This window comes from Azospirillum sp. TSO22-1, from assembly GCF_003116015.1.
Taxonomy (GTDB): domain Bacteria; phylum Pseudomonadota; class Alphaproteobacteria; order Azospirillales; family Azospirillaceae; genus Azospirillum.
On sequence record NZ_LGQZ01000005.1, the window covers coordinates 61,315 to 73,904 of the forward strand.

11 protein-coding genes and 1 tRNA gene are annotated in these 12,590 nt (G+C 69.1%); 1 reads left to right on the forward strand and 11 read right to left on the reverse strand.

Annotation, left to right across the window (positions count from 1 at the left end):
• Positions 1 to 126 precede the first annotated feature (126 nt).
• Complete coding sequence (locus TSO221_RS34800) at positions 127 to 327, reverse strand: hypothetical protein (RefSeq protein WP_146208671.1); 201 nt, start codon at positions 325 to 327, stop codon at positions 127 to 129.
• A gap of 86 nt (positions 328 to 413) precedes the next feature.
• On the opposite strand from TSO221_RS34800, the gene TSO221_RS01510 reads away from it, so the two are divergent.
• Positions 414 to 1,472: a site-specific integrase gene (locus tag TSO221_RS01510; RefSeq protein WP_109116716.1), complete on the forward strand. Its 1,059-nt coding sequence runs from the start codon at positions 414 to 416 to the stop codon at positions 1,470 to 1,472.
• Between the two features lie 167 nt (positions 1,473 to 1,639).
• Here the strand turns inward: TSO221_RS01510 and TSO221_RS01515 are convergent.
• The 10 genes from TSO221_RS01515 to TSO221_RS01560 all read right to left on the reverse strand — a co-directional run bounded on the left by TSO221_RS01515 (position 1,640) and on the right by TSO221_RS01560 (position 12,367).
• Positions 1,640 to 1,716, reverse strand: a tRNA-Arg gene (locus TSO221_RS01515).
• 63 nt (positions 1,717 to 1,779) lie between these two features.
• A complete protein-coding gene (locus tag TSO221_RS01520) occupies positions 1,780 to 3,432 on the reverse strand; it encodes a VTT domain-containing protein (RefSeq protein WP_109116717.1) in 1,653 nt (550 codons plus the stop codon).
• Positions 3,433 to 3,634: 202 nt separating this feature from the next.
• Positions 3,635 to 7,084, reverse strand: a complete 3,450-nt coding sequence (locus tag TSO221_RS01525; protein WP_109116718.1) for a tetratricopeptide repeat protein — start codon at positions 7,082 to 7,084, stop codon at positions 3,635 to 3,637.
• A gap of 4 nt (positions 7,085 to 7,088) precedes the next feature.
• Positions 7,089 to 7,772: a flagellar motor protein MotB gene (locus TSO221_RS01530; RefSeq protein ID WP_109116719.1), complete on the reverse strand. Its 684-nt coding sequence runs from the start codon at positions 7,770 to 7,772 to the stop codon at positions 7,089 to 7,091.
• Positions 7,769 to 8,434, reverse strand: coding sequence for a hypothetical protein (locus TSO221_RS01535; RefSeq protein WP_247877875.1), 666 nt, complete (start codon positions 8,432 to 8,434; stop codon positions 7,769 to 7,771). Before TSO221_RS01535 ends, TSO221_RS01530 begins: the two co-directional genes overlap by 4 nt.
• Before the next feature lie 2 nt (positions 8,435 to 8,436).
• Positions 8,437 to 9,099 (reverse strand): protein phosphatase CheZ, encoded by a 663-nt coding sequence (locus TSO221_RS01540; protein ID WP_109116720.1) that lies wholly within the window; start codon positions 9,097 to 9,099, stop codon positions 8,437 to 8,439.
• A 217-nt stretch (positions 9,100 to 9,316) separates the two neighbouring features.
• The gene (locus tag TSO221_RS01545; RefSeq protein ID WP_109116721.1) at positions 9,317 to 10,195 is read right to left on the reverse strand and encodes a hypothetical protein; all 879 of its coding nucleotides are present in this window, start codon (positions 10,193 to 10,195) and stop codon (positions 9,317 to 9,319) included.
• 12 nt (positions 10,196 to 10,207) lie between these two features.
• The gene (locus TSO221_RS01550; protein WP_109116722.1) at positions 10,208 to 10,738 is read right to left on the reverse strand and encodes a DUF6468 domain-containing protein; all 531 of its coding nucleotides are present in this window, start codon (positions 10,736 to 10,738) and stop codon (positions 10,208 to 10,210) included.
• Complete coding sequence (gene fliM, locus TSO221_RS01555) at positions 10,735 to 11,814, reverse strand: flagellar motor switch protein FliM (protein WP_109116723.1); 1,080 nt, start codon at positions 11,812 to 11,814, stop codon at positions 10,735 to 10,737. The genes TSO221_RS01550 and fliM overlap by 4 nt, the downstream gene beginning before the upstream one ends.
• A gap of 37 nt (positions 11,815 to 11,851) precedes the next feature.
• Positions 11,852 to 12,367: a flagellar basal body-associated FliL family protein gene (locus tag TSO221_RS01560; RefSeq protein WP_109116724.1), complete on the reverse strand. Its 516-nt coding sequence runs from the start codon at positions 12,365 to 12,367 to the stop codon at positions 11,852 to 11,854.
• Positions 12,368 to 12,590: the final 223 nt, after the last annotated feature.

Here is a 12,590-nt window from a genome sequence, read left to right on the forward strand (position 1 = left end):
GTAAAGTACTTTACGGGTGGCGCATACGTCAGCCGATTGAAAGGCCGCCGCTTAGATAGATCGAAGTTTGGCCGCAGACGTGAAGGGCGTTCCCGAGAGGGAGCGCCCTTTTGCTTTTTCGGCCTTCTATTCCTTTGGAGAATACAGCCCTTTCTCCCGCAGGTGGCTGATTAGCAGGCGTTCCACGTATTGAGCAACGGTACGCGCGTCCTCTTTCGCCGCCTTCTCGACGGCGGCCTTCAGATCCTCTTCAACCCGAACCGATATCGCAGCCGTCCTAGCCATGAATGCAACCTGCACACAATGAGTGACGATGAGTGTTGACACCAACACCCTCCTGATGCAATCTGCACACAATGTCACTCAACGTCAAACACGGTCGCAGGCTGGACGGTTAAAAGGTCAACTCGACGATGCCACGCATCAAACTAGAGATCCCTAACTTCCGCCTCGATCAGAGATCCGATGGCTATTACATCATCCGTTACCAAGAGGATGGCAAAACTAAGAATAAGTCTACTGGCACGAAGGACCCGCATGAGGCTGAAAAGGCCCGCGCCCAGTTTGCAATCGACTACATCAAGCCGCGCCTCACACCCGAGCCGACCATCAGCGAAGTGGTGGACGCTTACATTAAACACCGCACTGGGTCGGTGGCATCCCCAGAGACACTTAACTACGTTTTGGCCGCGCCAAAGCGCCTGATAGGTAACCTCAAGGCAGAGTCGTTTACCCAGTCCAACGTCGCTGAGTACATCAAGCAGCGCAGCCAAGAGAAGCCCCAAGCCCGATTCGCTGGACGCTACGGAGGCCGAAACGTCAGCGAAGCTACCATCAACAAGGAGCTTCGTATGATTCGCGCTGCCTTCAACTGGGCGCACGCTGAGAGGCTGACGGAGCGTAAACCCGAGTTCCGAATTGAACTGTCGTCGGGGAAAGTTAGGGATGAGTGGATTACCAAGGAGCAGGCGAACGCACTTGTGCGCGAATCGCCTTCCCACTTGGCCCTGTTCATCCTACTCGCTCTATCCACCGCCAAGCGCCGAGAGGCCATCCTAGACCTGAAGTGGGACGACGTTGACCTCAGCCGCCCCGGCCATGAAGTGCTGCACTTCGGTGAGGACGTGGGGAACAAGAAGCGCGGCTCTACACCCATCGCCGGTAACAAGCGTCTCATTGCAGCACTGAATGCGGCGAAGGAAAAGGCGGAGACGGACTATGTGATCGAGTGGCGCGGCGAACGGGTCGAGGATGTGAAAACTGCGCTGAGCGGCGCCGCCAAGCGAGCGGGCATCCCTCATCTTAGCAGCCACGTCCTGAAGCACACTGCGGTTACGTGGATGGTTCAAGCTGGCGTGCCGTTTGAGCGCATCGCCAAGTTCACCAACACGTCCAAAGAGGTGATTGAGCGGGTTTACGGGCATCACAGCCCAAGCTTCGTTCAAGAGGCAATTGCAGCCGTCGCATTCTGACGCCCGTCTCTCGATAAGCCATTGAGACATCAGAGGGAACAGCTTCGGCTGTTCCCTTTATTTTCTGGATACGTGCCTATTCTGTATTTGATAGCCGCTTTCTGAGCGGTTTTCGCCTTAAGCGGCTTTGCGCCACTTCAGAATCACCAGCATTTTCAAGGGGCTGGTGGCGGACCCGGCGGGATTCGAACCCACGACCTCTGCCTTCGGAGGGCAGCGCTCTATCCAGCTGAGCTACGGGTCCAGCGACAGCGGAGGCGCACCATAGCGCAACACGTACGCCAGGGCAAACACCTAGTTCGATGCCCTAATTCGATGCCGGGTACACCGACAGCAGCCGCTGCTGGCGCTGCTGGAATCCGGCCAGTTCGCGCAGACTCAACGGCCGGAAGCCGCGGGTGCGGTTGAGGGCGCCGATCTCGAACATCAGCGCCTGCTGGCGGAACAGGTCGGCGTAGACGTCCACCATCTTGAAGTCCGGGTCCCAGACGTGGATGGCCTCCGCGCCGGCGCCATTGACCTCGATGATCTGGATGTCCTCCCCTTCCATCAGCCGCTCGACCGAGGCGAATCGGACGTCGAAGCGGCCGAAGTGGAAGTTCGGCATCGCGTCGGCGATCTCGTCGAAACGGCGGGTCAGCGCCGGGGTAGCGTAGGCGCGCGCGTCCTTGTACAGGCCGCCGACACGGCTGGAGCCGACGAGGTGCAGACGTACGATCGCCCCGGTCTCCGGCACCTCGTGCAGCTGGTCGCGCAGGGTGACGCGGTGCAGGTCAGCCTTCCACGCCGCGCGCGGGTCACGCTCGATCAGCTCGGCCAGCGTCGAGCGACCGTCGCCCACCACGTGCGGGAAATAGCGGAAGGTCATGGAGAAGATGAAGCCATGCGCCTCACCCGGGCGGCGCACGTAAAACACGCCGGCCTCCCCGGCGTATGGCACGTAGGCCTGCACGATTAGGGCGCAATCGGCCGGGAAGGTGGCGAGGTCGGCGAGCAGAGCATCGGCGTCGGCCACCAGCCGCACGCCGAAGCCGCGCCAGCCGATGTCCGGCTTGAGCACCAGCGGAAACGTCAGCCCGGCGCCAGCCACCAGCTCGCGCAACGAGTCAGGCGTCCAGCGCCCGTCGTTGGTCAGCGGCACCGAGGTGGCGACCCAGCGCCGCGCCGGATCGCGCACCATGTCCAGGCAGGCGATCTTCGATTCGCCGAGCAGGCCGCCGGCCTCGATGGTCGGGTTGGCGACGGTCGGCAGCGTCAGGCTGCGGTGCTTGATGCCCAGCGCGATCCACTGCACCACCAGCGGGATGTAGAACACCGGCGGCCAGATGCGCTCGGCCAGCCCGATGGCACCCGACCCGGCGGGGACCAGCGGCATGCCCGGCAGCCGCACCGCCGGAGTCGCCGGCTCGCCCGGCCGGCGCAGCCGGGCCAGCGCGCCGCTGCGCGCCAGCACCAGCACACCCACCAGCAGCAGCCCGGTCGCCTGAATCTCCACCGCCGACGCCTCCAACGAGGAGGTCAGCAGCAGCAGCAGGCCGCCGGCGTGCAGCGTCGCCGAGCCGACGGTGATCAGCGCGAACCGCGCAAAGCTGATGCGCATCGCCCCGCAGGCGACGTAGGTCGGCATCAGGATGCCCGGCACCAGCCGGCAGGCCAGCAACGCCAACAGCAGGTTGCGCTCCAGCGCGGCGCGGCAGCGCCGGAACGCCGGCCCCTCCATGCGCGTCCTGAGCCGGTCGCTGCGCCGCGACAGCGTGCCCAGCACGTAGAACATCACGTCGCCCGCCACGATCCCGCCGAGCAGCGCCAACGCCGCGACGCTGAGGTCCACCGTTCCTGTGGTGATGAGGCCGGCGCCCGCGGCGATGGCCACGTCCTCGTGCAGCAGAGTCAGAAGGGCGATGCCCAGAAGCAGCGCGGCCGGCGAAGTCTCGGCCAGGAACGGCAGGAAAGTCGGCACGTCGCCCCGATCTGCTAGCGAAATTGTTTCAGGTTTCCCCGAAATAGGTATATGCCGTTCGAGACCTTAAAAAATAGAGAAAAATCGTCGACACCGCGTCCGCTTCCACCTCTTGGAAACCCGAGTTCCACAGGTGCGGGGCAACAACGGGCGTGTGCGACGCAACATTAGATCCACAGCGCAGAGTAGAAATTGCGCCGCCTCAGCTGTTCGGCTTGCTGTTGGCCATGCGGCCCTTGTAGCCCTTGAGGAACTTCTGGAAGACATCGACCTCCGCAACGCGCGAGCGGATGGTGTTGACGTCGATCAGGCCGGTCGCCTGCTCCGGCCGGGTCAGCACGCGGAAGGCGTCGGCGTCCGCGCCTTTCTCCATGCCGCCGCCGAACTCCTTGCGCAGCTGCGCCAGCCCGGTGCCGTCGCCGGCCAGCGCCAGCGCCACCGCGCGGTTGAGCACGAGCTGCGAGCGCTCTGGCTCCAGCGGCTGGCCCGGCGCCGGCGGCTGGCCGATCACCTTGCCGAGCGCCACCGCGGCGTGCCCCCACTTCTGCGCCCGCCACGCCATGTCGACGCGCAGCAGGTTCGATTCGCGGGTGTCGTCCTGCGCCAGCAGCGCCAGCGCCTCCTCGCCGCGGCCGAGCTGGTCGAGCGCCTTGGCCTGCATCAGCCGCCGCTCGGCCGCCAGATCGGCCGGCATGTCCGGCACGTTGCTGATCTCCAGCGCCTTCAGCGCCTCGGCCGGCTTGTTGTCGAGCAGGCGCACGGTGGCCAGCCGGGTGCCGACATACGCCTTGTCGGCGCCGGACAGGCGGTATTCGGTCTGGTACTGCAGCAGGTCGGCGGCACGCTCCAGCATGTCGATCTGGATCAGCCGCTCCGCCAGCTGGCGGATGATCTCGTCACCGGCCGGGCCGACCGGCGTCAGCTCGCGGAACTGGTCGTAGAGCTTGAGGGCCTCCAGCGTCGGCATGCGCGACGCACCGTCCTTGTAGAGGTCGGCGAAGATGCGGGCCATGTCCTTGGTGATCTGCTCCGCGCGCGGGCCGTCGCCGATCAGCGCCGCGGTCTCCTTCATGGTGTTGAAGCCCTCGGCGAAGTTGCCGGCGGCCACCTGCACCTCGCCCAGGCGCTGGCGGATCGCCATCTCCATGTCGTCGCCGCGCCAGATGAAGGTGAGGCCGGCCAGCCGTTCCGCCGCCGCCGCGGGCGAGGTCTTGCCCTGCTCCAGCTCCAGGTTCACCAGCGCCAGGCCGGCCTTGGCGCGGTGGTAGCGGTCGAGGCTGTCGTACGACCTCTCCAGCGCGTCGTGGGCGCGGTTGAGGTCGCCCTGCTGGCGGGCCAGCTCGCCGCGCAGGAACTGGATGTCCGGCCGCTCGTCGGCCTCCGGGCCGATGCGCGCCTCCATGCGGTCGAGCAGGCGCTTGGCCTCGCCGGTGTCGCCGCTCTGCAGCGCCGCCTCGGTCGCCATGGTGGCGAGCTTGCTGAGCAGCGGTTCGGGGTAGCGGTTGAGGATGGCCGCGCCCGCCTTGAAGCCGCGCGCCGCCGGCTGCCACGCGTTGAGCCCCGCGGACACGGCGGCGCGCCACAGCCCGGCCTCCGCGTTGTCGGCCAGCGCCGGGTGCGCCAGATCCGCGGCGGCGCCGTCGAGGTCGCCGTACAGCACGCGCGCGGCGCCGCGCAGCGCCCGGAACTCCGGCCAGCCCTCCAGGTCGGGCTGCGTGGCTTGCAGCACGTCCATCATGCCCTGCGCCTCCGCCCCCATGCCGTTGGCGAAGTAGAAGCGCGCGAGGTCGAGCTGGGCGCGCGGGCGCTCGCTGTCCGGCGCCTCGACGATGGCCTGCTGAAGCGCCTGACGGTTGTCCGTGTACTTCTCCGGTCCGCCGCGCTGCCACCCGTCGGGATCGAACAGGCGCTTGTTGCTGAGGATCGGCGCGGCCTTCTCCGGCGGCGGCGCCAATGACGGCGAGGCGCCACCCTGCGCCGGGGGTGTCGGCGCGGCGCCGGCCGGCGGCGGAGGCGGCATCGGGCTGGACGGCGCCTGGGCGACGGTGGCGCGGCTGCCGAGGTCGGCGGCGGGCGACAGGAACAGGCCGCCGGCCGAGGTCAGCTCGACACCCTCCTTCACCGGACGGACGGTCAGCGCGTCGTTGATCGGCCGCACCGCGATGCCCTGGAAGGAGGGCAGCACCTCAAGGTCCGGGTAGCGGCGCGTCTCGTTGATCGCCTGCCCCGGGCGCGGCAGCGGCACCACGTGCAGGCGGTCGCCGACCTCCGGGTCGGTCAGCTGCACGACGTTGGCGGCGTCCAGCGCGCGCACCACGATGCGGGCGCCCAGCAGGAAGTCGGGCTCGGAATCGACGCGCAGCTCCTCGGCCGGCGGGGCGGTCAGCCGGGTCATCGGCACGATGCGCCAGACGGTGCCCTGCCGTTCCACCTGCGGCCAGATGAACGGGCCGATGCGGGTGCGGAAGGCGCTGCCGCCGGTCGCCGGCACCGGCTCCACCGTGCCCACCTGCTCGGCCCCCGGCCCGGTGACGGTGCCGGCGCCGATGGGAAGCGGCTTGTCGAACACGACGTAGAGATAGCCGGCGCGCGGGTAGACCGCCGCGGCGGCCGGACCGCCGGCGTCGAACGCCAGGACCGGCCCCTTCTCGCGCTCCACCGGCTTGGCCGGCGCGGCGGTGACCGGCTGCATCGGCGGCTGCGCCGCGGGGGCGGCCTGGGCTGGAGCCGGAGTCGGGACCGGCGGCGGGGAGGCGGGTTGCGCCGGGGCCGGCGGCGGCGTGGGCGACGGCGGTTGCGGGGCGGCCGCGGTTTGCGCCGGCTCGGCCTTGCGGGTGCCGGGGTTGAGGGCGTCGACGATGACCGAGTTGCCGGTGCGGTACTCGCGCAGGTCGGCGTCGGGCGGGGCCGCGAAGGTCACCGCGAGGCCGCCGTTCGGCGCCTTGAACTGCTCCAGGTTGGCGATGTTGCGCAGCTTGGTCTTGGCGACCGGCGACAGGTCGGCCTGCGCCGCCTTGTCGAAGAGCATGGTCACGGACGAGCCGTCGCGCTGCAGCGTGTACTCGACCGGCGCCGTCCAGTCGAACACCACCCGGCTGTGCGTCGGGTGGTCGGCGGCGCGCAACTTCACAGCGGCCGGGGCCGCCACCGGCGTCAGCGACGCCGCGGGCTTCGCCGGCTCCAGCTTCGCCGGCTCGGTTTTGGAAGGGTCGGCTTTCGCCGGTTCCGGTTTGGGCGGCTCTGCCTTGGTCGCCGCTGCAGCCGCTGCGGCAGCGGTCGCCGGGGTGAGGTCGAGCGCCACGCCGTTGCCGTTGCCGCGGAAGGCGCGCACCGTCACCGGGCGCTTCAGGTCGAACTCCACGCTCTTGCCGTCGGCGCCGACGCGGCCGGCGGCGACGTAGGCGGACAGCGCCGCCACCGCCTTGTCCATCGCCGCCTCGATGGGCTGGTCGAAGCTGACCACCAGCCGCTCGCCCTCGACGCGGGCGGAGAACTCCACCTTCTGCGGCCAGTCGAAGACGAGACGGCCATAGTCCTTGTGCGCGGCGGCGCGCACCGGCACGGCGGCGGCGTCCGCCCCGGCCGCGGCCAGCAGCAGGGACACGGCCAGAAGGCCGCCCGCCCGCCGATGCCCGTTCGCGCCGAAGCCCATCGCCCTACTCCTTCGTCTCGCGCACGACGATATCAACGCGCGGCCCCGCGATGTCGGTGCGCAGCAGCCGGCCCATCGCGGTGCGCGCCACCAGCTCGCGCCGGTAGCCGTGCTCGCGCAGCGCCATCGACACCGCCACCGCGCGGCCCAGCGAGCGTTCCCAGGCCTGCTCGGCCGGCACGTCCTCGCGCTCGGCGTGGCCGACCACCTCGATGCGGTTGCCGATGCGGCCAACCACCGCGCCCAGCAGATACAGCACCCGGCGCCCGCGCGGCGAGAACATCGGTGCGTTCTTTTCGAACAACACCTCGCCGGGCAGGCCGATCACCACCCGGTCGTCCTCGCGCACCACCTGCACGCCCACCAGTTCCGCCGATCCGGCGACCTGCCCGTGCAGCAGAGCGCCCAGATAGTCCAGGTTGATCGCCGATTCCGTCTCGATCGTGGCGGCGTTGAAGGCGGCCGCGGGCACCGGCGGCGCATCGGACGGCCGCGTCGCGGTGGAGCGCGCCGACAGTCCCTGCGTCATCTTCGTCCAGCGCTGCACCTGCGGCTCGGTCATCGAGAACATCAGCACGAAAAAGGCCAGCAGCAGCGACATCAGGTCGGTGAAGCTGATCAGCCAGATCGTCTTGCGCGCGGCGGCCCCCTGCGCGTCCGGCTTTGCCAGCTTCGGTACGCGGATCATCGCCGCCCTCCCCGCCCGGGGGCGTCGGTCAGGCGGATGGAGAACAGCAGGCGCGCCTCGCCCGGCTCCCCGCGCTCGATGCCCACCGTCACCGCCTCCGCTGGAGCGCCGTCGGCAACCAGTGTGCGGGCGAGCGCGCCGGCCCGCTCGATGGGGCCGGGCGGCTGGCTGACCGCGTTCGGCGACAGCGCGAGCAACGCGTCCAGCTCGACCCGCTCGCCGGCGCGGGACTCGCGCAGCGCCTCGGCGACACGGTCGATCAGTCCCTGACGGTCGCGGCGCACCGTGGCGGTGCCCGGCTCGAACAGCTCGTCGGCGGCGAAGCGCACCTCCATCAACTGGCCCGGCGACACCGTCGTCACCTTGGACACCGCGATGGCGGAGGCGAACAGGTCCCCCACCCCGTCCAGCCGCTGCACGGCGATCACCGTGCCGGCGCGCGACGCGAACGGGTCGTCGCCGTGGCGCAGCCGCGGGTCGATGTGGAAACTCTTCTCCAGCGAGCCCAGCGCCGCCTTCACCCGCGACACCGCCTGCACCGATTGCGCGTTCAGCACGATGAAGAACACCAGCAGCAGCAGGAACAGCGACAGCAGCAGGACGATGCTGCCGTTGCCGCCGTGCTGCCCCTCGGGAACGGGCGGTTTGCCGGGCAAGGCCATGGTCAGTCGAAGCTCGCCAGCAGGCGGTCGATCTCGTCCTGGCTGATCGCCTGCCCCGCGCTCTGCGGGCCGTGCAGCAGTGCCTTGTCGGGATCGTCCTCGGCCTCCGCGGCCGGCGGCGGCGGGTCGGAGGCGTGGAAGGCCTCCTCGCCGAGCGCTGCGACCAGCGCCTCCACCTTCGTCTCGATGTGCCTCAGCGCCTTGACCACCTTGGTGATGCGCTGGCCGGTGATGTCCTGGAAGTTGCACGCCTCGTAGATGCGGGTGACGGCATCGTTCAGCTTGGCGCCGTTCTCGGCGTCCACCGCCCCGGCCACCGCGCCGATGGCGTCGCAGGCGTCGAAGATGGCGAAGGTCGCCGTCTCGGTGGCGCCGACCACGGCGTCCAGCTCGTCGGTGGCGGTGGGGATGTGCTCGTCGCGGATGTCGGCCGGGCGGATCGCCGCCACCTCGCTCTTCACGTGGTGGATGTAGCGCGCCAGTTCCTCCAGCTCGCGGTAGAGCCGCAGGTCGTGGGCGGAAACGTCGCCGCCCATGCTGTCCAGCACCTCGCGGACGATGCCGGCCACCATGTCGCGCGACAAGGGCGCGCGCGCCTCGGCCGCTGCGGCGTCGAGGCGCTGTCTGAGGAGCTTCTGCTCCGCCATCGGGGAGGCTGTCGTCATGGCAGGACCCGTCCGCGCCGTCGCGCAAAAGATAAGCGAATCGGGCCCTCCGAGCCCGTCTTAACCTAAAATGGTTCGGTTAAGACGGGGTTAACCGAGGCGGGGCGGCGTCCAGTTCGGCGCGTGGCGTCTCCCGGCCATCCGCCACCCTCCCATACCGTCATCCCCGCGCAGGCGGGGATGACGGCAAGGAGAGTGCTTGAGGCAATGTCCCTTACTACTGCTGCGGCAGCGACGGCATGACGCGGCGCTCGACCAGGGCGGAGGTCACCTGCTTCGCCTTCACCGGGTCCATGGAGGCGAGGATCGGCGCGGTCTTCTGCTCCTTCATCCGCTGGATGACGTCGAGCAGCACCGGCATGTCCAGCTCTTCGAAGATGCGCGCCGCCTCCTTAGGCTTCATGGTCTCGTAGATCTTGACCAGGCTCTCGATCTGGGCGTTCTGCTTGTCGTCGCCGGTGCGCAGCATCTTCTGGATGTCGGCGCGCATCTTGTCGAGTTCCTGGATCTTCTGCTCGACGCGCTTCTCGGTGGCGGCCAGCAGGGCTTCGCGCTGCTCGACGTCCTTCAGCCGGCGCTCCGCGTCGGCGCGGCGGGACGCGTAGTGCTGGGCCAGCTCGCCGTCGGCCGGCGCCATGGCGGCGTTGCTCGCCCCGCCCGGGGCCGGGGGTGCGACGGCGGGCGCCGGCGGCGGGGCGCCGTTGGCCGGCGGGGGCGGCGGCTTGGCGCCGTTCTGAGGGGCGCCGTTGGCGGCCGGCGGCACCGGCTTGGGGTTCTCCGCCAGCGAGGTCGGGAACTCGGGCAGGCGGTAGTCGCGGGTCGCCAGGCGCCACAGCTCGCCGACGCGGAGGCCCAGCAGCAGCACCGCGACGAAGATCATCAGCGGCAGCACCCGGAAGCGCACCTCCTTCGCCCGCGCGGCCAGACGCGCCAGCAGCGGCGTGCGCTTCGGCTTGGCCGGCTTGCGGGGCGGCGCCTTCTTTACGGTGGGCTTGGCGGCCGGCTTCGGCGCGGCCTTCGGCAACGCCGGCTTCGCGGCGGCTGCCGGAGCGGTGGCGGGGGGCCTGGGGGCCGCGGGTGCGGTGGTGTCGGTCATGGCCGGCGCCCCTTAGCGACGGTTCTCGATGGCGCGCAGCAGCTCGCGCTCGGCCCGCGACAGGCCTTCCTCGCCGTCACGCGGGCGGTCGTCGTCAGGGGGCGGTGCGCGGCGGGCCACCGGCGGCGGCGGAGCGGCGCGGCCCTCGTCCAGTTCGTCGAGCAGCGGGCGCAGCCCCTGGGGCCTGCCGGCGGCCGGCTTGGCGGCGGCCGGGCGCGACCGGTCGTCGGAGAAGCCGGACAGGCGGTCGGCCAGCGTGTTGCCCGCCTCGATCATGAACTGCAACTCGTCGCGCAACGTCGCCGCCTTGTCGATGGTCTTCTGCAGGCCCTCGCCGGTGTTGTGGGCGGTCGCCTTCATGCCGCGCACGCTGGTGTCGGCCTTGGCCATCGCGTCGTTCAGGCCCTGGATCAGCTCGGCCAGCTCGCTGCGGCTCTCGCGCAGGCGCACGATCTGCCGGTTCAGGATGATGGCGTAGGCGATGGTGGCGACCAGCAGCCCCATCATCACGAGGTCGAGCACCAGGGAGACGGTCGGGCTCATAGGCGCATGACCTCCTGCTTGGGCAGTTCCTTCTCGAGGCGCACGGCGATGTGGCCGCCCTTGCGCCCCATGCGGCCCTGGAACATCGACACGTCGCCGCAGCGCAGCTCGATGGCGCCGTCCGGCGTGGCGTTCAGCAGGATGCGCGACCCGACGCGCCAGTTCAGCACGTCGTGCAGCGTCATGGTGATCTCGTCGAGCACCGCGGAGAGATCGACGTCGGTGACCAGCAGCTCCGACGCCAGGTGGGTTTCCCAGATCGAGTCGCGGCCGAACTTCTCGCCCATGAACATCTGGAGCAGCAGTTCGCGCACCGGCTCCAGCGTGGCGTAGGGGATCATCAGCTCCAGCCGGCCGCCGCGATCCTCCATGTCGATGCGCAGCTTGACCAGCACCGCCGCGTTGGCGGGCCGCGCGATGGTGGCGAAGCGCGGGTTGGTCTCCAGCCGGTCGAAGCGGAAGGTGACCGGCGACAGCGGGTCGAAGGCGGCCGACAGGTCGGACAGCACCACGTGCACCATGCGCTCGACCAGGTTGCGCTCGATGGTGGTGTAGGGGCGGCCCTCGATGCGCATGGCCGCGGTGCCGCGCCGGCCGCCCAGCAGCACGTCGACGATCGAGTAGATCAGCGCCGAGTCCACCACCATCAGGCCGTAGTTGTCCCATTCCTCCGCCTTGAAGACGGAGAGCATGGCCGGCAGCGGGATCGAGTTCAGATAGTCGCCGAAACGCACCGACGAGATCTGGTCGAGGCTGACCTCGACGTTGTCGGAGGTGAAGTTGCGCAAGGACGTCGACATCATGCGGACGAGGCGGTCGAAGACCACCTCCAGCATGGGCAGGCGTTCGTAGTTGACGAGCGCGCTGTTGACCAGCGCCATGATGCCGGAGTTGTCGCCGTCGCCGCCGGCGCCCTGGTCGAAGCCGAGCAGGCTGTCGATCTCGTCCTGGTTCAGGACGCGGGTGGAACCGCCGCCGCCGTCGCCGCCGCCACCCATGTCGCCGCTGTCCTCGGCGAGCGCGGCCCATTCGGCGGCGAGGCGTTCCTCTTCGCTCAGCTCGTCCGTGTTGCTCATCGTCCGCTCCCGACGCGCCCCTTCATCGAACCGGCACTCACTGAACCAGCATTTCGCGGAACAGCACGTCCTTCACCTTCACCGGGTACGCCGCCGCGGTGATGCGCAGCAGCAGCTCCTGGCGCAGGCGGTACATGCCGGCCGATCCCTTGAGGTCCTCCAGGCGCAGCTCGCGCAGGTAGACCTGGAAGTTGTCCACGATGCGCGGCAGCACGTGCTCGATCGCCGGGATGTCCTCGCGCTTGGACACCTGGATGGAGATCTTGATCTTCAGGAAGGCGGGCCGCTTGCCGGTGCTGTTGAGGTTCACCAGCATGTCCGGCAGGTCGTAGAACACCGGCGGGCCTTCGACCTGCGGCGGCTTCTCCTCGACGTGCTCCTCGTGCTTCTTGCCCAGCAGCATGTCGAGCACGCCCGAGAAGTACACGCCGGCGCCGGCGCCGATCAGCAGCAGCAACGGCAGGATGACGAACAGCACCAGCTTCTTGCCGCTGAACTTCTTACGCGGCAAGCCTTCCGTGGCGAGATCGTCGTCGTCGGCGTGCGCCGTCATGGAAAATCCGTTGCGCGAGCGAGGGAGTCCGGCCGTTTCCGGACGGGATCACCGTATCTTTCGGATAGTTAATAAGTCCTTTCAACGGGCATCGGAGCGGTGTGACCACAGAGGGTTGGCAAGGGGACGGGAATGGGACGGAGGCGGCGGTTCTCCCTCCCCCAGCCCCGCTGGGGGAGGGTGGGGGTGGGGGCAACGGCCATTCCCGAAAGCCATAGCCCCC

Bases quoted from the DNA above. Each gene is read 5' to 3' on its own strand.
- TSO221_RS01535 (WP_247877875.1), bottom strand. From the start codon at position 8,434: ATGGCCTTGCCCGGCAAACCGCCCGTTCCCGAGGGGCAGCACGGCGGC.
- TSO221_RS01540 (WP_109116720.1), bottom strand. From the start codon at position 9,099: ATGACGACAGCCTCCCCGATGGCGGAGCAGAAGCTCCTCAGACAGCGC.
- TSO221_RS01530 (WP_109116719.1), bottom strand. From the start codon at position 7,772: ATGATCCGCGTACCGAAGCTGGCAAAGCCGGACGCGCAGGGGGCCGCC.
- TSO221_RS01525 (WP_109116718.1), bottom strand. From the start codon at position 7,084: ATGGGCTTCGGCGCGAACGGGCATCGGCGGGCGGGCGGCCTTCTGGCC.
- TSO221_RS01510 (WP_109116716.1), top strand. From the start codon at position 414: ATGCCACGCATCAAACTAGAGATCCCTAACTTCCGCCTCGATCAGAGA.
- TSO221_RS01545 (WP_109116721.1), bottom strand. From the start codon at position 10,195: ATGACCGACACCACCGCACCCGCGGCCCCCAGGCCCCCCGCCACCGCT.
- fliM (WP_109116723.1), bottom strand. From the start codon at position 11,814: ATGAGCAACACGGACGAGCTGAGCGAAGAGGAACGCCTCGCCGCCGAA.
- TSO221_RS01560 (WP_109116724.1), bottom strand. From the start codon at position 12,367: ATGACGGCGCACGCCGACGACGACGATCTCGCCACGGAAGGCTTGCCG.
- TSO221_RS01550 (WP_109116722.1), bottom strand. From the start codon at position 10,738: ATGAGCCCGACCGTCTCCCTGGTGCTCGACCTCGTGATGATGGGGCTG.